Genomic DNA, 21,336 nt, shown 5'->3' with positions numbered 1-21,336 from the left:
ATATTGGCTGGAACAGTCATATTTGAAAATGATAAAGTTGCGCATACTCAATATTTGGCTAATTCAGAAGAAGGACGTTCTACCGGTGCTTTAGATTTGGTGATTCATTACCTTGTTACCGAAGTATATAAAGATAAAATCTATTTTGATTTTGGCATTTCAAATGAAAAACAAGGTCGTTTTTTGAATACTGGTCTTATTGCGCAAAAAGAAGGTTTCGGTGCTAGAGCAGTGGTTCATGATTTTTATAGTTTAGATATTTAAGTAGGTGATAATCATGAGTGGTTTACATGATTGCTGTATTATTGATTTGCCTAAAATTACAGATCCGCGAGGAAATTTAAGTTTTATCGAAGGTGCACAGCATATACCATTTGAAATAAGACGTGTTTACTATTTATATGATATACCGGGAGGCGAAACACGTGGAGGCCATGCGCATAAAGAGTTGCAGCAATTAATTGTTGCAATGTCAGGTAGTTTTGATGTCATTCTGGATGACGGCTTTAATAAAAAGACCTTCAGTTTGAATCGTAGTTATTATGGATTATACTTAACAAATATGGTATGGCGTGAAATAGTAAATTTCTCCTCAGGAGCGGTTTGCATGGTCTTAGCATCAGAGCATTATGATGAAAGTGATTATTATCGTGATTATAAGGAATTCAGGGCTGCGGTAAAGGAGATGCATAAATAGCATGAGGATTCCTTTTTTAGACTTAAAGGCGCCTTATCAAGAACTTAAGGATGAGTTTGATGCTGCATATCAGCGTGTGATGAATTCCGGATGGTATATACTTGGCCAAGAACTTGATTTATTTGAACAGGAATTTGCCGCCTATTGCGGCGTGAAGCACTGTATTGGCGTTGGAAATGGATTAGAAGCATTACATTTGGTATTAAGAGCATGGGGGATTGGACAAGGTGATGAAGTAATAGTACCTGCTAATACCTATATTGCAACATGGCTGGCGGTTTCCTATGCTGGTGCAACTCCCGTTCCGGTTGAACCGAGAGCGGATACCTACAACATAGACCCTGAAAAAATTGAGTCTGCAATAACCAAGAAAACAAAGGCTGTTATTGCAGTTCATTTATTTGGACAGGCTGCACCTGTAAATGAAATTATTGCGATTGCCAACAAATACAATTTGAAGGTTTTAGAAGATGCTGCTCAGGCTCACGGGGCGGAGCATTTTGGGAAAAAGGTTGGAAATTTAGCCGATGCGGCCGGATTCAGTTTTTATCCTGGGAAAAACCTCGGGGCAATGGGTGATGCTGGTGCTGTTACAACAAATAATGATGAAATCGCTGAAAAAGTACGGATGCTAAGAAATTATGGGTCTAAAATTAAATATCAACATGATCTAAAAGGACATAATTCGCGAATGGATGAACTTCAGGCAGCCTTTTTGAGAGTCAAACTTAGATATTTGGAAGCTTGGAATAACAAACGCAATAAGGTTGCTGAAAGCTATTTCCGGAATTTAGAGCATACGGGGTTGTTTTTGCCAACTGTGGCAAAAGGAAATCGCCATGTTTGGCATATATATGCAGTAAAAACAAAAATACGGAATATTTTGCAAGAGTGTTTAAGCAAAGCGGGAATTGGTTGTTTGATACATTATCCTGTTCCGCCTCACTTATCTAATGCATATGCTGAGCTTGGGTTAAAAAAAGGCTGTTTGCCAATAACAGAGCAATTGGCTGATGAGATACTCAGTTTACCGATGTGGCCTCATCTTACAGAGCAAGAACTTGAATTTGTTTGTCACATTATCAAATCGAGTATCGCTTAATAGAAAGTATGTTTAAAAGCGAATCCTTGGGCAATTGAGGTGGCATTGTGCAAGAAAATGAACAGTTAAAAAATAGTATCAAACAGGCAATAAAACAACTTATTGAAACTGGAAAACTTACCGAAGCAGGACAATTGTTATTTGAGTACGAGAAAAATTTGCCTAGTGATTGTGAAGTTTACTCGATGAAAGCAGTTATAGCTATTCTAAAGGACAATAATGCCGAAGGAATTGATATTTTGCAGCAGGGATTAAACATAAACCCTTGCAATGCAGATCTTTTATACAATTTAGCGTATGCTTATGAGCAGAAAGGCGAATTTACTAAAGCAATTTATTATTATAAACAATCGCATTATTATTCGAATAATAATATTACATCCAGTGAAGCATTAATGTCTATTGAAAGAATAAAGCAAAAAGCTGAGTATTTGCAACAAGTTAAGAGAAAAACAAGTATTATAATCTTATTGTCTGCTAACGAAGAACTAAACAGGTTATGTATAGATAATATTCGCAAATATACTGAGCACGGCACGTATGAGTTAGTTATTGTTTTTGACGGGATAAAGAGGCTATCAACAACGGATTTGGAGCTCCAAGAGGATATTATTTCTATAGATTGTGAAAATAATGTAAGCATTGCCACTAAGTACAATAAGGGTATTGGAGTTGCTAAAGGCAATAGCATTCTTTTAATGGACTCAAGTATTATTGTAACAAGTAATTGGCTTTCTAATTTAAGGGCAGCGTTATTTAGCAGTGATGATATTTTTGCAGCAGGCGCTATAAATAATATTAACACTCCAGGGCAATATAATTATTCTAATATAGAGGAACTCCATTCTTTTGCTGGTGAATATAATAAATCTAATGCCAATAGTTGGCTTTCTTGCTTATGTATTACAAGTTCTTGTTTATTAATAAAACGAAAAGCATTCTATAAAATCGGCAATTTCGAAGAAAACTTTATACATAGCCAATTTGTACAGGATGACTATGTATTTCGTTTAAGGCAAAATGGATATAAAACATTATTATGCAAAGATACATTTGTTCATCATATGCCTATTGAGCTAAGTGAGCAAGAAAAACAACAAATGTATACGGATCAAATTTTATTTTATAAGAAATGGAATGTTGATGTTAACTACCCTAGTTTTATACAAAAGCAAGCTTTGCAAGGAAGTGATATATTATATTTGGGACGAGGTTGTGCTGCAACATTGTCTTATATTAAGAGTATTTTGCCAACTGTTAAATGTTTTGGCTTTATAAGTGATAAAAATTATTTCAAGGATGAAAATATCACAGTAATTAATACGCTGGAGCCTTATGCAGACTTAGAGAAACGTTTTGAAAAGCGGCAGTTTGATATAATTATTGTTGATTTTGAATTTTGCAATAAAAATGAATTTGAGAAAATGCTGCAAGCGATAAATCTATATTGCAGTATCCAAGGATACATTTTGATTAAGATTCCCAAGAAGGTATTTAACGATTGTAATTTACTTGAACATAGTCAATTTTTAGACATAGAATCGGATGATGGTGAATTTTATATTGCTTCTTTTTCAATTTATAATTTAAATGGAGTTGTACTTAAAAATGTATTCAAAGATATAGAAAATGATTGTAACCTTGAGAAATGTGAGCAATTTATATATGAAATGTTTTTAAGTAAGTGTTGCCATTTGCGCCATATCGTTCAAATACTCAATAAATATGCAGTTAAATACCCCAAAATTGTTGTTAAGCTAGCTAAAGCTGCTCATAAAGCATGTGACAAGAATAGTGAATTTGCGTTATGGCAGATAGCAAATCAGGTGTCACTACAAGATAAAGAAGTGATAATAAATTTTGCTACAATTCTTAACAGATATAACCACTTTGAAAAAGCATTAGAAATAATACATTTACATGGTAATAGTGCCTTTGATGAGGAATTAGTTAGATTGAAAAAAGATATATTGCAAAAGATTGAAAAGCAAAAAAGCGAGAATGAAGACGCAATTATACTAAGAAATATTTTATCTCCGAAGTACGTCTTGGAACGGGTGGATCAAATTTTATATGAGGGCATTCAAGAAACGTACTATTGTTTTTCCAATGATGGTTCTGAAAAACTATTATTGAAACCTCCAAAGGAATTTATAGGGGTATTAAATAATGTTTATTTAATTGGCGGTACTCGTTATATTTTTGATGGAAACCAATGTTTATACAATGATGAGTTAGCGGCAACATATAATAAAGCTGATTATCGACCAAGACTACAAAATATTGAAATACTTTCAAATGATAAAATTGGATTAATATATAGAAAAAATAAAGAACATAAAAAAATTAAACAGGGAATTTTGATATCCTGTGAATATGACTTTAGTTATGGTCATTGGGTAATGGAATGTTTGCCTAAAATAGCGTTTGTGCAGGAGAAAATGGGGATAGATAATATTCCGTTTTTAGTTGGTAGTGATGCTTCTCCATATTTTTTAGGGCTTATAGAAAAAATTTGCAAAGAGTATTCCGTAGTGCAATTGGAAAAAGGATATGTTTATGAGGTTGAACAGCTAATTTATCCATCTAATCTTTCCATTATGTTTGAAAAAGCGCATGGTGTATTAACAAATGGTGATGATTTTATACTTTCACAAAAGTGGATAAAAAAAGTACAAAATCAATTAGTCGGCGAGTACGAAAATAATGATAAACGACATCGTAAGAAAATTTATATATCCCGCCTCAATAATTTTGAAAGAAAACTATTGAATGAATTAGAGATAACGAAAATGCTCAAGAAGTTAGGCTTTGAAATTGTTGATTTTTTGCTTTATTCGCATGAAGAACGAAAAAAAATGATGGGACAAGCTGAAATAGTTGTATCATCAGCAGGGTCTGGCGATCTAAATCTTATATATTGTCGGCCAGGAACTATTCATATTCCATTACTTTCTGATATTTGTTATGAAAGAGATCACCAATATTCACAGCTTAATAATATTTTTCAAATTGTGAGTAAACCAGTTTTTGGACCGCGAGCTTATCGAACAAATAGTATCCATGATGATTTTACAATTGATATTGATGATTTATTAAAAACACTAGCTGAATCAGAAAATCTTGCGTCAAACGACTTAAAAGTGGAGGGGAAAATATGAAGGTAGTCATTTTAGCCGGTGGTTTTGGCACTCGCATTAGTGAGGAATCGCATTTAAAACCTAAACCAATGGTAGAAATTGGCGGACGTCCTATCTTATGGCATATTATGAAAATATATTCTCAGTATGGTTTTAATGATTTTATTATTTGCCTTGGCTACAAAGGTTATTATATTAAAGAATATTTTGCACATTATTTTTTGCATGAATCAGATGTAACTTTTGATTTTCGGATGGCTAACCAGCATATTATTCATAATCACCATGCTGAACCATGGAAAGTAACATTAGTGGATACTGGTTTGGATACTATGACTGGCGGTCGGGTAAAACGAGTTCAAGCATATATTGGAAATGAACCGTTTATGCTCACTTATGGTGACGGAGTTAGTGACATAGATATTAATCAACTGTTAGCATTTCATAAAGCGCATGGTAAATTGGTTACTATTACTGCTGTTCAGCCACTTGGCAGATTTGGGGCATTAGAAATACTTGATGATAATACTATACATACTTTTCTAGAGAAACAAGATGGAGATGGTGGCTGGATTAACGGCGGCTTTCTTGTATGTCAACCGGAAATATTCAACTATATTGAAGGAGATCATAGTGTTTTGGAGAAGGAACCACTGGAAAAATTGGCACATGAAAGTGAATTAATGGCGTATAAGCATTCAGGCTTTTGGCAGCCTATGGATACAATGCGTGAAAAAAATAATTTGGAAAATCTATGGAAATTGGGAAAGGCACCTTGGAAAGTATGGTCATAGGTAGGCGCGAAATCAATGATAGAAAACAATTTTTGGCAAGGGAAAAGGGTATTCCTAACAGGGCATACCGGATTTAAAGGCTCATGGCTAAGTATATGGCTTACCTTATTGGGCGCTAAAGTTACGGGCTTTGCATTGCATCCGCCAACCGATCCTAATTTGTTTGAGTTGTGTCAGTTAAAAACGCTTGTCCAATCTATTTATGGTGATGTACGTGATGCAGGGCATTTAAAACAGTCCATCCTGGAAATCAAGCCAGATATTGTTATCCATATGGCAGCACAACCATTAGTACGTGAATCCTACAAAATACCTGCAGAGACTTATGCCATAAATGTCATGGGGACAGTGAATCTGTTTGAAGCCATTCGTAGATGTAATACTGTAAAAGCAGTTATCAACGTTACGACTGACAAGTGTTATGAGAATAAAGAATGGGTGTGGGGTTATCGGGAAAGCGAGCCAATGGGTGGTTATGATCCCTATTCCAATAGCAAAGCCTGTTCGGAGTTGGTTACGGCATCATATAGAAATTCATTTTTTAATCCTTGCCAATACGAAAAGCATGGTGTAGCAATCGCCACTGCGCGAGCTGGCAATGTAATTGGCGGTGGAGATTGGGCAAATGATCGTTTGATACCTGACTGCATTAGAGCACTTTCGCATAAAGAGAAAATTATTATTAGAAATCCGCAGGCTATTCGTCCTTGGCAGTATGTATTAGAACCGTTAGGTGGTTATTTATTATTAGCGCAACGACTGTATGAGGAAGGCATAGCGTTTGCTGATTCCTGGAATTTCGGACCAAATGATGCAGATGCACGGTCAGTAGAATGGATTGTGCAAAAGTTGTGTAAGCAATGGGGAAATGGCGCTGCCTATATGGTTACCAATGAACTGCAGGCACATGAAGCTAATTATTTAAAATTAGATTGTTCTAAAGCGAAAATGCGGTTAGGCTGGCGACCACGATGGAATTTATCAACAGCTATAACGAAAATCTATGAATGGTACACTGTTTTTCAAGCAGGGGATTCATTGAATACTGCCTGTCGTAATCAAATTGAAGAATATAGTAATACTTGCGTAATGGGTGAGGATGTGTAGACTTGAGCATAAATGATCAAATATTGGAAGAAGAACTGCACCGGCAGGTAATAGATGCTGTTGTCAGGTATTATGAGTTCAAACACAAGAAAACCGAGCAATTTAAACCAGGCGACAGGATTTCTTATGGCGGACGGGTATTTGATGAAAATGAGATTATTAATTTGGTGGATTCAGCGTTAGAGTTTTGGCTTACAACCGGGAAATATGCGGAAAGGTTTGAACGGGAATTTGCTGATTTTTTTGGGGTAAAGTATTGTTCATTGACCAATTCCGGTTCTTCTGCCAATCTCTTAGCTTTTATGACTTTGACTTCTCCTAAATTGGGTGAACGCAGAATAAAAAAAGGCGACGAAGTCATTACAGTAGCCGCTGGATTTCCCACAACAGTAGCACCAGTCATTCAGTTTGGAGCAATTCCGGTATTTGTAGACGTAACTTTACCAACTTATAATATTGACGTTGCACAAATGAAAGCTGGATTAACTGATAAGACCAAAGCAGTTATGATTGCTCATACTTTGGGCAATCCCTTTAATTTGCAGGTGGTTAAAGATTTTTGTGATCAGCATAGGCTGTGGTTAATTGAAGATAATTGCGATGCTCTTGGTTCTAAGTATCTATATAACGGGGAATGGAAATATACTGGAACAGTTGGTCACTTAGGTACATCAAGTTTTTATCCACCGCATCATATGACAATGGGTGAAGGCGGCGCGGTGTATACAAATGATATAGAGTTAAAACGTATTGTTGAATCTTTCCGGGATTGGGGACGAGACTGCTGGTGTCAATCTGGACATGATAATACCTGTAAACATCGTTTTACCCAACAGTTTGGTGAATTACCGCTAGGGTATGACCATAAATACGTATATTCTCATTTTGGCTATAATTTGAAAGTTACAGATATGCAGGCGGCGGTTGGGTGTGCTCAATTAGCCAAGTTACCAACCTTTATAGAGAAACGTCGACAAAACTGGCAATTATTACGTGAAGGATTAAATGACGTACATGATTCACTGATTTTACCAGAAGCAACAGCTAATTCAAAACCAAGTTGGTTCGGATTTTTAGTAACAGTACGTGAAACCGCGAAATTTACCCGCGATGAAATAGTGGCACATTTAGAGGAAAACGGGATACAGACTAGAATGCTTTTTGCGGGCAATCTTTTAAAGCATCCCTGTTTTGATGAAATGCGGATGAACGGGACTGGATATAGAGTTGTTAGCGAATTAAGAAATACAGATATTATTATGAATCGTACCTTTTGGGTAGGTGTTTATCCGGGAATGAATTCAGATATGATCAGGTATATACAATCTGTAATTAATTCCTTTATTAAAAGAAATAGGACTTAGCTATAGATGTATAGATTTTTCCCGAATGCTACCGGGCATAGGTGATAGTCAATAAAAAAGTGGGAAGTGATTATAATGGTACGTATTGCGGACTTTATAGCTAACTTCGTATTTCAGCAAGGAGTTGAATATGTTTTTATGGTGTCTGGTGGCGGGATGATGTTTTTGTCAGATGGTCTCGCACAGCACCCGGACGTTAAAATTGTTGCTAACCACCATGAGCAAGCATGTGCGATGGGGGCAGTTGCCTATTCCAAATATCGCGAAGATTTAGCAGTGGCTTATTTAACTACTGGGTGCGGCAGCACTAATGCAATTACTGGTTTACTGGATGCGTGGCAAGATAGTGTACCTGTTTTATTTATTTCAGGGCAGACCAAGAGAAAAGAGACGGTAGCAAATTCTGGTCTAAAACTACGTCAGTTCGGGGTGCAAGAGGTTAATATAATCCCGGTAGTTACATCATTAACTAAATACGCAGTTATGGTAAATGAGCCACAAGATATAGCTTATCATTTGGAGAAGGCAGTTTATTTGGCGAAATCAGGTCGACCTGGACCTGTATGGCTTGATATACCATTGGATGTTCAAGCTGCAATAATAGATGAATCTAATTTACGCCATTTTTCAAAGCAAGAAATGTTAGATAAATATAATAAGTTAGAACCTACGGATGAAGAATTAAAACTATTTGCGAAATTACTTGAAAAAGCGCAAAGACCAATTTTTGTAGTTGGACAAGGTGTAAGAATTTCGAAAGCTATTCCAATTTTCCGGTCCTTTGTAGAAAAAAATAATATTCCAGTTGTGGCTTCAAGATTAGGAATAGATGTGCTTCCATCTGATCATCCTCTGTTTATCGGTAGGATTGGCACGAAAGGAGACCGGGCAGGAAATTTTGCTTTACAAAATGCGGATTTTGTTATTGCTATTGGAAGTCGATTAAGTGTTTGTTCTACCGGCCATGAATATTCTCTTTTTGCAAGGCAGGCGAAGCTGGTGGTCGTAGATATTGACCCCGAGGAACATAAGAAAAATACTGTAAAAATTGATTCATTTATTAACGCTGATGCTTATAGCTTTTTGGTACAAATTACATCTTATAAAAGTAACTGCACTTCCGATTGGGTAAATAGATGTCAAAAATGGAAGGAACAATTTAAAATTAAATTTCCCAATGACTCTAACAAAAGGGTAAATCTATATAATTTTATGGAAGTCTTAAATCGATATCTCAAGGAAGATGGAGTTGTAGTTTCAGATGCAGGTTCGGCTAACTTTGTTGTTTCACAGTCTATTTCTGTAAAAGAAAATGCACGTTTTATTACATCAGCAGCGCAAGCAGATATGGGTTTTACTTTACCGGCTGCAATCGGAACAAGTTTTGCAAAAAATAAGGAATCAGTGATTGGAATTACAGGTGATGGATCTTTTCAAATGAACATACAAGAGTTACAGACCATTATCCACCATAGTTTACCGATCAAATTGTTTGTATGGAATAATGATGGTTATCTTTCAATTCGAAATACCCAAAAAAATTTTTTTGATGGAAGACTAATTGGAACAGACGGAACTAATGGCGTTTCTTTTCCAGATTTAAGGAAGATTGCGCATGCATATGGATTTAAGTATTTTAAAATATCCAATGAAAATTCTCTTGAAAAAATCATTAGTAGGGTTATGAAATACCCAGAAGCAGTTATTTGTGAAGTAATGTGTTTGGAAAATCAAGACATTTTAACTGTGTCTTCTTTACGAATAGCTGATGGCTCATTCATTTCTAGACCTTTAGAGGATATGTCGCCTCTCTTAGAACGAACAAAATTAAAAGATAGCATGATCGTAGAACCTATTTTAGAGGATAATTGAACAATATTTTTGTTTCATCTATATGAATTTTGAAAATAAGCTTTCTTTTGTAATCATAGATAACCGATTGTATTTTTAAAGACTACATATATACTGTTTTAATCTAAGCAAAACTATTAGGGTATATTTTCTGGGAAATGAGGGTACAGCAGACGATGCAAAGCGAGGAATTATCCAATGAGAAATCGGATTATTGAAGAAGATATATGTGGAATTGTTACTATAAAAGATATTCCCTGGTTAGAATTAAAAGGTAAAACAGTTTTAATAACTGGTGCTAATGGATTTATTCCAGCATATATCGTGGAAACTCTTCTTTATATTAACGAACTGAATAGTGGGTTAAAAATAAAGGTAATTGCAGTCGTAAGAAATGGAAAAAAAGCATTGGCTAGATTTGAACATTACACTGGCAGAAAAGATATTAAATTCATTGTTCAAGATGTATGTGAGCCGATAAGCATAAAAGAAAATATTGATTATATAATTCATGCAGCAAGCCAGGCAAGTCCCAAATATTATGGCGTTGATCCTGTTGGAACAATATTAGCAAATGTTATAGGTACTTATAATCTTCTTGAATTAGCTCGTGCAAAGAAAGTCAAAGGCTTCTTATATTTCAGTAGTGGTGAGATCTACGGAGAGGTTGCGGAGAACCAAATTCCGACTGGTGAAGCTATGTATGGAAATACAGATCCTTTGAATATACGTTCATGTTATGGTGAAAGCAAAAGAATGGGAGAAACAATGTGTATATCTTATATGCATCAGTTTGGAATTCCGATAAAGATTGTTCGTCCTTTTCATACATATGGGCCTGGTATGTTATTAGATGATGGCAGGGTATTTGCTGATTTTGTAAGTGACATAGTGAACAGACGAGATATAGAAATTAAAAGTGATGGAACTGCAGTAAGAGTATTTTGTTATTTAGCAGATGCGGTAGAGGGCTTTTTTAGGGTGATGTTAATAGGAAAAACAGGGGAAGCGTATAACCTAGCGTCAGATTTTCCTATAAGTATTCTAAATTTAGCAAAGCTACTTGTTCAGCTTTTTCCCGAACGAAATTTGCGAGTGTTAAAAAAGTCAAGAAATCAAACAAAAAATTATATTGAAAGTAAAATATCAAGAGCTATTCCTGATATTAAAAAATTAAAGTCTTTAGGATGGGTAACTAGACATTCAATACAAGAGGGATTTGCAAGAACAGTTCAAAGTTTCGAAATATGTTAGTCCATAAAGAAAAAGGAGTTTTGAAATATGAAAAATTTAAAGGACATTTTAAATGATTATAAACAGGAAATTATTACAAAGGCCGATTATATTGATACTATGCATGAAAAGCATCAATTGCTTTTCGAATATCAATCCTTTATAAAAGGGACTGATATCGGTGAAATAACAATATCTGATTCTTCTATTTTTATGAAGACAAAAAACAAGAATATAAAAATGTTATGTGACCGATATGATAAAAGAATTACGCCCATTGAAATTTTGAATTTTGGAAGCTATGAGCAAGAATGTTTGGATATGATGCTTCGGCTGATAAAAACAAATTCTACTATTTTTGATATTGGTGCAAATGTTGGATGGTATAGTATGAATTTTGTAAAACAAATTGTTGGTGTAAAAGTATATGCATTTGAGCCTATGCCTAAAACATTTGATTATTTAACTCACAATATAAAAATTAATAATTTATCAAATATATCAAAGTATAATATTGGACTTAGTAATGAAGAAAAAGAAGTAATTTTCTATTATGATATTGAAGGTTCAGGTAATTCTTCTATGGCAAATTTATCGGGAAAGAGGCACATAAAGGAAATTAGATGTAAGGTTACTACAATAGACCAATTTACCAAAAAGGAAAATATTGGTGTGGATTTTATTAAGTGTGATGTCGAGGGAGCAGAGCTATTTGTTTTTACAGGGGGAGAAGAAACATTAAAGCAGTATAAACCAATTATTTTTACGGAAATGTTACGTAAGTGGTCAGCAAAGTTCCATTATCATCCTAATGAAATTATCAATCTTTTAAAGAATATAGGCTATAGATGTTTTGTAGTAAAAGAGAAGCACTTAGAGGAGTTTTATTCTATGGATGAAAATACGGTAGAGACCAACTTCTTTTTTTTGCATGATGATAAGCATAGGGAAGATATAGCATTTTTATCTAAGAAAAGATAATCAGAAATTAGGGGCAGGCTTATTTTTTATAGACAACTGCACCGTGTAAAGGTAGCAATAAAATGATTCGAATATATTTATTCCATATAGAGCTGGTTTATGCGCAAAACCAGTAGTAGTATATAGACAGGTCCATCCAGATGGGAGAGAGGATTTTCCGCTACTAACATCGGGCCCGAAAGTTATATTGCAAGCTTAACCATACCAAGTAATGATGCTACATCAGAAATCTGCAATATACATATAGGAAAATATTGTTTAATCGCATCTGATCTTTCTATGATGATTAATTTAGATCACAATTTTTCAGCGGTAAACAACGTCTGTATCTTTCCATTTTGACAGAAAAATAAAAATGATGAGCATAAATATAAGAGAGTAGAAAAAGGGAGACTTTGCTGAACCTTATGCAGTATGGGAAAAAGTATTAAGGGAGTATAGAGAGAATTTACTGCAGAGGATGACGTAACACTTGTTTTAAGGATTAAATAGGATAAAGATTTTCAGAAGAATTGAATTCAATTGTGTAAGAATCGTGTACAATACGATCAAGTATGGCATCAGCAAGAGTAGTTTCGGAAATCTTGTTATGCCAGCCTGCAGGCGCAAACTGAGAACAGAAGATTAAGGGTGCGAAAGGCAAATTAACAATAACACATAAATACGAGTATATTACGATAAACACGAAAGGAGAAGGTTTAATTGTTATTTAATTTTCCTGTTAACAACCTAAAAGATTTATCCGATAAATATAAAAATAGATTTTCCTTTGACATTAACGGAGCATCCACATCCACTAGACCGAAAAACAATACAATTTGGTTCAGTAAAAAAATAACGCAAGATATAATTGAAAAAATGAAAAGCGTAAAAAGCTGCATAATAATTGCTCCAGGTCAACAGCAAGAAGCTCATGAATGTATAAAAGATAATTTTGTTATTCCAGCAAATAATCCTAGACTGGAATTTGCAATTATATTACAGTTTATAATAGATTGTCAAAAACAGCCATCAAAAACTAATGTTTGTCAAACAGCTTCCATTGGCGAAAATTTTAAAATAGGCGAAGGAACAATCATTAGTCACAATGTTGTCATTGGCGATAACGTGGAAATCGGCACTGATTGTGTAATAATGCCCGGAGTAGTTATCAATGATAACGTCAAGATAGGCAATCACAACATCATTCGCGAAAACTCCGTTATCGGCGGTTATGGCTTTGGTTTTGAACGGGACGAGAATGATATTCCTATTCGCATACCACACATAGGTGGAGTAGTGATTGGAAACAATGTAGAGATTGGTGCATTGTCAACCATTGTAGCTGGCACCATTGATCCTACGATAATTGAGGATTATACAAAAATTGATGATCATGTTCATATAGCGCATAATTGTCATATCGGTAAGCGGTGTCTAATTACTGCCTGTGCGGAAGTGAGTGGCAGTGTTAGTATTGGTGACGATACTTGGCTGGGGCCGAACTGTTCAATCATTAACGGCATTAGCATTGGAAAAAACTGCTTTATTGGAATTGGTGCAGTAGTAAAAAAATCATTACTTGATGGTTTGACTGTAAGTGGTAACCCGGCGCGACCTTTAGAAGAGATCAAGGAAGAGAAAGATATGATGAAGCGATTGCTGTCGCTATATCGTCATGGAAAGCTCACAATTTAAATAGTGACCTAATCTAGAGTAGAAAAAAACTAAGGAGAGACAGAAAAGTGGACATATTTTTGCAAAATCTTGCAGATATTTTAGATATCGATGTTAAGGGACTTACTACAAATACATATTTAAGTGATATTGAGGAATGGGATTCACTAAGTGTAATCAGTTTTGTCGCTATGGCTGATATCAAGTATGAGAGAAAGCTAAATGCCCCTGAAGTAAGAAAAGCGCAAACTGTTCAGGAACTCTTTGATTTAGTTCACGGTGCTTAACATAGATGAATGTTTTGTTTGACTTTTCAAATAAGCGATACGTCGTTACCGGGGCATCATCGGGAATTGGCCGGAAAGTTGCAGAAGAACTGGCGGCTGCTGGTGCGGAATTATTGGTCATTGCCAGGAGACTGCCGGAATTAGAAACACTTCAAACTGAATACCCGCGCCAAGTTACGGTCGCTGCTGTTGACGTTACAGATTTTACCGCTGTCGAACAGCACATTGCGCGTTTTGTTCTGAATAAAGGACAGATAGATGGCAGTGTGCATGCCGCAGGTATATTGTTTTTTACGCCGCTTCGGGCTTTTAATTTTGCGCAAGCCAGGCAAATGATGGATGTAAGCTATTGGGCTGGTGTGAATCTACTGCAGCTAGTAACTAAAAAAAAATTTGCCGCCAGTAAAACTTCTCATGTGCAGTTTTCTTCAGTTAGTGCGTATAGAGGTCAAAAAGGGTTAAGTGCTTACAGTGCCACTAAGGCAGCTATGCAGGCAGGCATAAGGGCAATTGCCCAAGAAATAGCTGACAAGGGACACCGCGTTAATACGATAAGTCCCGGTCTCATTGGTACGACCATGACTGAAGGCACCCTACAGGAGGACAAACTTGCTGATGAGTATTTGCTGGGGACTGGTAAAACGGAAGATGTAGTTGGAATGGTTCTTTTTTTATTAAGTGACCGGGCGAACTGGATTACTGGTGCTGATTATGTAGTGGATGGAGGTTATTTAGCTTAATTGCGGGGTGATATTTTGGGGATAAAGTCATATATAAAGGCAGTTGCGGGTTATCTTCCCGGTAAGATTGAGAAGAATGATTTAACAAAACGTCTTACTAAAAAAACTGGTATATATGAGCGGCATCTTGCCGATGAAAATGAATGTGCCTCTGACTTGGCAGTTCAGGTTGCAGAACGAATGTTTGCGCAATATGCGATAGAACGGGAGCAAATTGATTTTATTATTTTGTGTACACAATCTCCTGATTATTTTTTACCCACAACAGCTTGTCTTCTTCAAGAAAAATTACACTTATCTAAACATTGTGGGGCATTTGATTTCAATCTGGGTTGTTCTGGTTACATCTATGGGTTATCAATTGCCAAAGGATTAGTTGAGACGGGACAGGCCAAACAGGTTTTACTACTTACGGCTGAAACCTATAGTAAATATATTCATCCGGGAGATGAGACAGTAAAACCATTGTTCGGCGACGGGGCAACGGCTACTTTAATTGCTGCCGTACAGTCTGATGTAGAAGGGATACATTCTTTTGAGTTTGGCACAGATGGCAGTGGCGCAGATTCGCTTATTGTCCCAGCGGGAGCTTTACGAAATCCTTATGGTAAAACTTCTATAATTGAACAAGTTGATGACTATGGCAACCGGCGGACGAATTATCATATAAATATGAATGGTAGTGAAATTACTAATTTCGCACTGAATGTCGTACCGGAGACAGTTCAAAATATTTTGGGTAAGGCTGGTTTGGAAAAGAGGGACATTGATTACTATGTATTCCACCAAGCCAATAAATTCATGCTGGATTTTCTTCAGCAAAAGTGTGAACTTCAAGGCTTGCCTTTCTGGAATGATCCTAGTAATTGTGGCAATACAGTATCGAACTCTGTTCCACTTGCCATTACACAGCTTTTAGAAGCGGAAAAAGCACTGGCATTAGGAAAGGTAATGCTAATTGGTTTTGGCGTAGGTCTATCTTGGGCCGGCTGTATAGTAGATTTATCTCATGTACCAAGGTAATATGGAGAGGAAAGTTTCATGGAAAAAATAGTATTGGTTTTAGCGCCTCACACCGATGACGGAGAATTTGGCTGCGGTGGGACGGTTGTTAAATTAATTTCGCAAGGTTATCGTGTGGTATACGTTGCTTTTTCGGCCGCTGAGCAGTCCGTATTACCACAATTTCCCAAAGATATTTTACGCCATGAGGTGCTGGAGGCTACAAGCACTCTTGGCATAAAGGCGGCTGATTGTATAGTATTAAATTTTGCCGTTCGTAAATTTCCGGAGTTGCGTCAGGATATCTTGGAAAAAATGGTGCTTCTGAATAAAGAATATCAGCCGGAAATCGTATTTTTGCCAAGTGCCAACGACACGCATCAGGATCATCTGGTCATTGCCCAGGAAGGGTTTCGGGCTTTTAAGAAAACGACCATGTTGGGGTATGAGGTGCCGTGGAATAACTTAAACTTTAGGACTACCTGCTTTTATGTATTAGCTGAAGCGCAGTTGCAGACTAAAATTAACGCTTTGCAATGCTATCGGTCCCAGCAGCATCGCTCTTACGCCACAGAAGAATTTATCAGAAGTTTAGCAATTACCAGAGGAACTCAGATCAGCCAGCGGTATGCCGAGGTATTTGAAGTGATGCGTTTGATTAATAAGTAAAGATTAGCGCCTATGCGGTAATACGTATAGGCGCTAAGTATGTATACTTCCAATTTTACGTTATGGCAATATTTGATAATGTAAAAAATTTAGCGACAGACATTTAACTGAATAAAAATTTTATACGATACTATTAATACGGGTAATTATGCAGTGTTGTATTAGGAGGCTTATAGATGCGCATTCCGTTAATTGATTTACATCAGCAAACGCACACCATAAAAAGCAGTATTATAGCTAAGATCACTGAAGTTTTAGACAACACGTCTTTCATAATGGGGCAGCATATCCAAGAATTAGAAGGTAATCTAGTTAAGCTAACAGGCGCATCTCATGCCATTTCCTGCAACAGTGGTACTGACGCTCTTGTACTTATATTGGAAGCGCTCGGCATAGGTGCCGGTGATGAGGTAATAACTACTCCTTTTACTTTTTTTGCCACTGCCGAAAGTATTTCCCGGGTGGGGGCAACGCCGGTTTTTGTCGATGTGGACCGGGGGACATTCAATCTTGACCCGCAGAAGCTGGAAGCTGCTATTACGCCAAGAACCAAAGCTATTTTGCCTGTTCATATTTTTGGACAGCCTGCGGACATGGAGCCTATTTTGCAAATTGCCGAAAAGCATAATATAAAGGTGATCGAGGATGCCTGCCAGGCTATTGGGGCGAGCTATACTTTTCGTGACGGGACTGTCAAGGCGGCGGGCGGGATTGGCGATGCGGCGGCATTCTCTTTTTACCCGACCAAGAATCTTGGCGCTTTTGGCGATGGCGGGATGATTACTACGGCCGCTGAACGGCTGGCTACGATTATTAGGGGCTTGCGAACTCATGGCAGCGGCTTAAATGGTAAAAAGGCATATGAACTGTTAAGTGGTAAAACAGTTGAGCTTGGGTTAACAAATGATGGACAAGCGGATGCTACGATCTATGATCCGACGAAATATTACAATTTTCTCATCGGCATGAACAGCAGGCTGGATACTATCCAGGCGGCTATCCTGGGCGTTAAATTGAATTATTTATCGGAGTGGAATCGGGCGCGGCAAAGGTTAAGCCGGCGCTATGGCACTTTGCTGGCGGAAACGGGCTTGTTGGATAAGTTATGCCCACAGACGGTATTACAAAACACCGAGTCTGTTTATCACTTATATGTGGTTGTCTGTGAAGAACGGGCCGCATTGGCTAATTATTTAAGCGAGCAAGGTATTGCCACCGGCATTTATTATCCGGTGCCGCTGCACTTGCAGAAGGTTTATCAGTTGGGTAAACATAACCTGGGCTACAAACCGGGAGATTTGCCGGTAAGTGAATGGTTATGCCAGCGTACGCTGGCGTTGCCGCTGTTTCCGGAAATGACCGAGGAACAGCAGGATTATATTATGGATAAGATACAAGAATTTTATTCCCAGAGGTAGCAATATGGATAAAGAATATTTTGTGCATGAATCCAGTTATGTGGATGAGCCCTGCAGTATTGGCAAAGGGACAAAAATTTGGCATTTTACGCATATCATGGCTCATTGCCGGATTGGCGAGAATTGCAATATTGGGCAAAACGTCGTTATTTCGCCGGAGGTTGTTCTGGGGAATAACGTTAAGATCCAGAATAATGTTTCGGTATACACCGGGGTAAGGTGTGAAGACGATGTTTTCCTGGGGCCTTCCTGTGTGTTTACCAATGTTATTAATCCCCGCAGTCATGTCAGCCGCAAGAGCGAATACAAGGAGACTGTGGTTAAACGCGGTGCCTCGATTGGCGCTAACGCGACAATTGTCTGCGGGCACACTATCGGTCGGTATGCCTTTATTGGTGCCGGGGCGGTTGTGACTAAGGATGTGCCAGACTATGCGCTCATGGTAGGCAATCCGGCGCGGCAGCGCGGCTGGATGTGTCAGTGTGGGGAGCAACTGAATTTTGTCGACGGTCAGGCTCAGTGTGTTAATTGTAGGCGAAGATATGGGAAGCAGCAAGATCAAGTGAAAGAAGTGTGACGAGATGAAGCAGACGCTTTTGGAAAAAATAAACAGCCAGCAAGCAGTACTGGGAGTTGTCGGTCTTGGTTATGTCGGCTTGCCGCTGGCGGTGGAAAAGGCTAAGGCCGGGTATACGACAATCGGCTTTGACGTTCAGGAACAAAAAGTGGCGATGGTCAATGCCGGCAACAATTATATCGGCGATATTGTACCGGAAGATTTAATCAATGTAGTCAATAGTGGTAAGCTGAAAGCAACCGTGGATTATTCTTTTATTAAAGATGTGGACTGTGTAGCTATTTGTGTGCCGACACCGCTTGACCTGTACCAGCAACCGGATGTTTCCTATGTAGTGAATTCGGCAAAAGCGATTGCCCAGTATCTGCATCCGGGGATGCTTGTGGTTTTGGAAAGTACGACCTATCCCGGGACGACGGAAGAAGTAGTGAAACCGATTTTGGAAGCAAGCGGCCTAAAAGTTGGCAAAGATTTTTATCTGGCTTTTTCGCCGGAACGGGTTGATCCGGGCAACAAATTTTATAACACCAAAAATACGCCTAAGGTGGTAGGCGGAATTACGCCTGACTGCTCAGAAGTAGCGGCTGCCCTGTATGAGCACATTCTGGAGGGTGAAGTGCACCGGGTATCCAGTCCAGCGGTAGCGGAAATGGAAAAAATCCTGGAGAATACCTTCCGTAACATTAATATTGGCCTGGCGAATGAGATGGCGATTCTTTGCAATAAAATGGGTATTGATGTCTGGGAAGTCATCGACGCCGCCAAAACGAAACCCTATGGTTTTATGGCGTTTTATCCCGGCCCGGGTGTTGGTGGGCATTGTATCCCCATTGATCCTTTTTATTTAACATGGAAGGCACGGGAATACAATTACCATACCCGGCTGATTGAGACAGCCGGCGAGATCAATAACTATATGCCGGAATTTGTGCTGGAACGCAGCATGAAGATTTTGAACCGTTTTGGCAAAGCCTTGCAGGGAGCCAAGGTATTGCTGCTGGGAGTGGCCTATAAACAGGATATTGATGATGTGCGGCAGTCACCGGCGCTGGATGTCATTGTGCAGTTGGAGAAATATGGGGCTGATTTGGTTTATCACGATCCTTTTGTGAACGGGTTTACCTATAAAGGCAAAGAATATAAATCGGTAGAATTAACGGAACAGGCTGTGGTTGATGCCGATTTGGTCATTTTAACGACAATGCATAGCAGTTTTAATTATGAATGGATTGCAACGCATGCCAGGATGGTTTTCGATACGAAAAATGCATTCAAAGAAGTTGTGCGGCGTGATAATATCGAAAGACTTTAATTCAAGGAAGAGGAGCTAGAAGGTATTGCCGGTTTTTAACCGGCAATACCGGAATGCAGAAGTTCAAGGAGGAACTAGCATGACACTTAGATATGCAATAATTGGTTGTGGCAGAATTTCCCCCAATCATATAGCGGCCGCGGTGGCAAATCATCTTGAGTTGGTTGCTTTGTGTGATATCAAAACGGATAATATGGAAGATAAAATACTGAAGTTCAATTTGCCGGCAGCGATTCATACCTATAGGGATTATAAAGATATGCTGGAAAGGGAGAAACCGGATTTAGTCGCCATTTGTACCGAAAGCGGCCTACACGGTCAAATTGCGCTGAACTGTATTGACGCGGGCTGTAACCTGATTATCGAAAAACCGATCACTCTTTCGCTCGCAGAAGCAGATGAAATCATTCACAAGGCCAAAGCAAAAGGTGTGAAGGTCTGTGCATGCCATCAGAACCGTTTCAATAAATCCATTCAGAAAATCCGGGAGGCTGTCGATAAAAAACGTTTTGGAAGGTTGTTTTATGGCGTGGCGCAAATACGCTGGAATCGCGGCTATGAATACTATGCCAGAGCTAAATGGCGGGGTACCTGGGAACAGGACGGCGGCGCGTTGATGAATCAATGCATCCATAATATCGACCTGCTTCGCTGGATGATGGGTGGCGAAATTACTGAAGTTATCGGTATGACCGATAAACTGAATCATGATTACATTGATGCCGAAGATTTAGGCATTGCCTTACTACGCTTCAAGAACGGCAGCTATGGAATCATCGAGGGAACAACTAATATTTATCCGCAAAACCTCGAAGAAACGTTGTGCATTTTTGGGGAAAAGGGAACTGTCAAGGCAGGGGGGCAATCGGTAAATCTGATTGAAGAATGGCGATTTTCTGATTTGCTGGATGATCCGGACGAAGTAAAGGCAACATATCATGAAAATCCTCCCAATGTATATGGTTACGGGCACATACCCCTGTATGCGGATGTTATTGACGCCATCAAAAATAATCGACAGCCTTATGTGTCAGCCGAAGACGGCAGAAGTGCGTTAGAACTTGTGCTGGCTATTTATAAATCGGCTGCGGCAGGGACTAGTGTTGCATTACCCATGAAGCAATGCAATACAATTGATTTTAAAGGACGGTTTAAATCATAGCTAAATGATCTGTGGAGTGATCGTAATAATAAAATAGAGTATTTTGGCAATTTTTTGGCAATTTTTCAGCAAGCCGACAAATATATGCTTGCTTTTTTGACGGGGCAATTCTATAATTTAGTGTAAGAACCAATTTGCTTAGGTCTGTGGTTGAAAGTCGATGCCAGTCGCAGGCGAAACGACCCACGTAAGAAACCCAAAGTGGTTTTGAGCATGGTGCGGCTTAGAGGTAAGTCCTGCCGGT

Annotated in this window: 20 protein-coding genes; 19 read left to right on the top strand and 1 reads right to left on the bottom strand. The window is 38.2% G+C overall.

What is annotated here, in order from left to right:
* The 10 genes from BLR65_RS22105 to BLR65_RS22060 all read left to right on the top strand — a co-directional run.
* On the top strand, positions 1-264 hold a 264-nt coding region (locus tag BLR65_RS22105; protein ID WP_218130655.1), incomplete at its 5' end, for a hypothetical protein.
* Between the two features lie 13 nt (positions 265-277).
* Positions 278-697, top strand: coding sequence for a sugar 3,4-ketoisomerase (locus BLR65_RS22100; protein ID WP_093796338.1), 420 nt, complete (start codon positions 278-280; stop codon positions 695-697).
* A gap of 1 nt (position 698) precedes the next feature.
* Positions 699-1,799 (top strand): DegT/DnrJ/EryC1/StrS family aminotransferase, encoded by a 1,101-nt coding sequence (locus BLR65_RS22095; protein WP_093796337.1) that lies wholly within the window; start codon positions 699-701, stop codon positions 1,797-1,799.
* A 47-nt stretch (positions 1,800-1,846) separates the two neighbouring features.
* Positions 1,847-4,960, top strand: coding sequence for a glycosyltransferase 61 family protein (locus BLR65_RS22090; RefSeq protein WP_093796336.1), 3,114 nt, complete (start codon positions 1,847-1,849; stop codon positions 4,958-4,960).
* Positions 4,957-5,733 (top strand): glucose-1-phosphate cytidylyltransferase, encoded by a 777-nt coding sequence (rfbF, locus tag BLR65_RS22085; RefSeq protein WP_093796335.1) that lies wholly within the window; start codon positions 4,957-4,959, stop codon positions 5,731-5,733. Before BLR65_RS22090 ends, rfbF begins: the two co-directional genes overlap by 4 nt.
* A gap of 15 nt (positions 5,734-5,748) precedes the next feature.
* On the top strand, positions 5,749-6,840 hold the full coding sequence (rfbG, locus tag BLR65_RS22080; protein ID WP_093796334.1) for a CDP-glucose 4,6-dehydratase: 1,092 nt from the start codon (positions 5,749-5,751) through the stop codon (positions 6,838-6,840).
* A gap of 20 nt (positions 6,841-6,860) precedes the next feature.
* Positions 6,861-8,204 (top strand): lipopolysaccharide biosynthesis protein RfbH, encoded by a 1,344-nt coding sequence (gene rfbH, locus BLR65_RS22075; protein ID WP_373657773.1) that lies wholly within the window; start codon positions 6,861-6,863, stop codon positions 8,202-8,204.
* 75 nt (positions 8,205-8,279) lie between these two features.
* Positions 8,280-10,076: a thiamine pyrophosphate-binding protein gene (locus BLR65_RS22070; protein ID WP_093796332.1), complete on the top strand. Its 1,797-nt coding sequence runs from the start codon at positions 8,280-8,282 to the stop codon at positions 10,074-10,076.
* Positions 10,077-10,253: 177 nt separating this feature from the next.
* Positions 10,254-11,309: an NAD-dependent epimerase/dehydratase family protein gene (locus BLR65_RS22065; RefSeq protein WP_093796331.1), complete on the top strand. Its 1,056-nt coding sequence runs from the start codon at positions 10,254-10,256 to the stop codon at positions 11,307-11,309.
* Between the two features lie 27 nt (positions 11,310-11,336).
* On the top strand, positions 11,337-12,269 hold the full coding sequence (locus tag BLR65_RS22060; RefSeq protein ID WP_093796330.1) for an FkbM family methyltransferase: 933 nt from the start codon (positions 11,337-11,339) through the stop codon (positions 12,267-12,269).
* A gap of 484 nt (positions 12,270-12,753) precedes the next feature.
* Here BLR65_RS22060 and BLR65_RS22055 read toward each other — a convergent pair whose 3' ends face one another.
* Complete coding sequence (locus BLR65_RS22055; RefSeq protein ID WP_245692981.1) at positions 12,754-12,954, bottom strand: ATP-binding protein; 201 nt, start codon at positions 12,952-12,954, stop codon at positions 12,754-12,756.
* A gap of 17 nt (positions 12,955-12,971) precedes the next feature.
* Between BLR65_RS22055 and BLR65_RS22050 the strand changes: the two genes are divergently transcribed.
* From BLR65_RS22050 to BLR65_RS22010, 9 genes are all read left to right on the top strand, one after another.
* Complete coding sequence (locus tag BLR65_RS22050) at positions 12,972-13,946, top strand: UDP-3-O-(3-hydroxymyristoyl)glucosamine N-acyltransferase (protein ID WP_093796329.1); 975 nt, start codon at positions 12,972-12,974, stop codon at positions 13,944-13,946.
* 47 nt (positions 13,947-13,993) lie between these two features.
* A complete protein-coding gene (locus tag BLR65_RS22045; protein ID WP_093796328.1) occupies positions 13,994-14,212 on the top strand; it encodes a hypothetical protein in 219 nt (72 codons plus the stop codon).
* A gap of 5 nt (positions 14,213-14,217) precedes the next feature.
* Positions 14,218-14,952: an SDR family NAD(P)-dependent oxidoreductase gene (locus BLR65_RS22040; protein ID WP_093796327.1), complete on the top strand. Its 735-nt coding sequence runs from the start codon at positions 14,218-14,220 to the stop codon at positions 14,950-14,952.
* A complete protein-coding gene (locus BLR65_RS22035) occupies positions 14,953-15,975 on the top strand; it encodes a 3-oxoacyl-ACP synthase III family protein (protein ID WP_245692980.1) in 1,023 nt (340 codons plus the stop codon). It abuts the gene before it with no gap.
* 18 nt (positions 15,976-15,993) lie between these two features.
* On the top strand, positions 15,994-16,623 hold the full coding sequence (locus BLR65_RS22030; RefSeq protein ID WP_093796326.1) for a PIG-L deacetylase family protein: 630 nt from the start codon (positions 15,994-15,996) through the stop codon (positions 16,621-16,623).
* Positions 16,624-16,799: 176 nt separating this feature from the next.
* Complete coding sequence (locus BLR65_RS22025; protein ID WP_093796325.1) at positions 16,800-18,041, top strand: DegT/DnrJ/EryC1/StrS family aminotransferase; 1,242 nt, start codon at positions 16,800-16,802, stop codon at positions 18,039-18,041.
* Between the two features lie 4 nt (positions 18,042-18,045).
* Positions 18,046-18,618: an acyltransferase gene (locus BLR65_RS22020; protein ID WP_093796324.1), complete on the top strand. Its 573-nt coding sequence runs from the start codon at positions 18,046-18,048 to the stop codon at positions 18,616-18,618.
* 4 nt (positions 18,619-18,622) lie between these two features.
* On the top strand, positions 18,623-19,930 hold the full coding sequence (locus BLR65_RS22015) for a nucleotide sugar dehydrogenase (RefSeq protein ID WP_093796323.1): 1,308 nt from the start codon (positions 18,623-18,625) through the stop codon (positions 19,928-19,930).
* A gap of 79 nt (positions 19,931-20,009) precedes the next feature.
* Positions 20,010-21,092 (top strand): Gfo/Idh/MocA family protein, encoded by a 1,083-nt coding sequence (locus BLR65_RS22010; RefSeq protein WP_093796322.1) that lies wholly within the window; start codon positions 20,010-20,012, stop codon positions 21,090-21,092.
* Positions 21,093-21,336 lie beyond the last annotated feature (244 nt).

The sequence above is a fragment of the Sporomusa acidovorans genome (assembly GCF_900101845.1).
In the GTDB taxonomy this organism is placed as follows: Bacteria; Bacillota; Negativicutes; order Sporomusales; family Sporomusaceae; genus Sporomusa; species Sporomusa acidovorans.
Note: the sequence above shows the minus strand (reverse complement) of the source record. Positions and strands in the feature narration are given on the sequence as shown.

Excerpts from the sequence above, each read along its gene's own strand:
- BLR65_RS22095 (WP_093796337.1), top strand. The coding sequence starts at position 699 with ATGAGGATTCCTTTTTTAGACTTAAAGGCGCCTTATCAAGAACTTAAG.
- BLR65_RS22015 (WP_093796323.1), top strand. The coding sequence starts at position 18,623 with ATGAAGCAGACGCTTTTGGAAAAAATAAACAGCCAGCAAGCAGTACTG.
- BLR65_RS22040 (WP_093796327.1), top strand. The coding sequence starts at position 14,218 with ATGAATGTTTTGTTTGACTTTTCAAATAAGCGATACGTCGTTACCGGG.
- BLR65_RS22060 (WP_093796330.1), top strand. The coding sequence starts at position 11,337 with ATGAAAAATTTAAAGGACATTTTAAATGATTATAAACAGGAAATTATT.
- rfbF (WP_093796335.1), top strand. The coding sequence starts at position 4,957 with ATGAAGGTAGTCATTTTAGCCGGTGGTTTTGGCACTCGCATTAGTGAG.
- BLR65_RS22025 (WP_093796325.1), top strand. The coding sequence starts at position 16,800 with ATGCGCATTCCGTTAATTGATTTACATCAGCAAACGCACACCATAAAA.
- BLR65_RS22065 (WP_093796331.1), top strand. The coding sequence starts at position 10,254 with ATGAGAAATCGGATTATTGAAGAAGATATATGTGGAATTGTTACTATA.
- BLR65_RS22100 (WP_093796338.1), top strand. The coding sequence starts at position 278 with ATGAGTGGTTTACATGATTGCTGTATTATTGATTTGCCTAAAATTACA.
- BLR65_RS22020 (WP_093796324.1), top strand. The coding sequence starts at position 18,046 with ATGGATAAAGAATATTTTGTGCATGAATCCAGTTATGTGGATGAGCCC.
- rfbG (WP_093796334.1), top strand. The coding sequence starts at position 5,749 with ATGATAGAAAACAATTTTTGGCAAGGGAAAAGGGTATTCCTAACAGGG.
- BLR65_RS22030 (WP_093796326.1), top strand. The coding sequence starts at position 15,994 with ATGGAAAAAATAGTATTGGTTTTAGCGCCTCACACCGATGACGGAGAA.
- BLR65_RS22070 (WP_093796332.1), top strand. The coding sequence starts at position 8,280 with ATGGTACGTATTGCGGACTTTATAGCTAACTTCGTATTTCAGCAAGGA.
- BLR65_RS22010 (WP_093796322.1), top strand. The coding sequence starts at position 20,010 with ATGACACTTAGATATGCAATAATTGGTTGTGGCAGAATTTCCCCCAAT.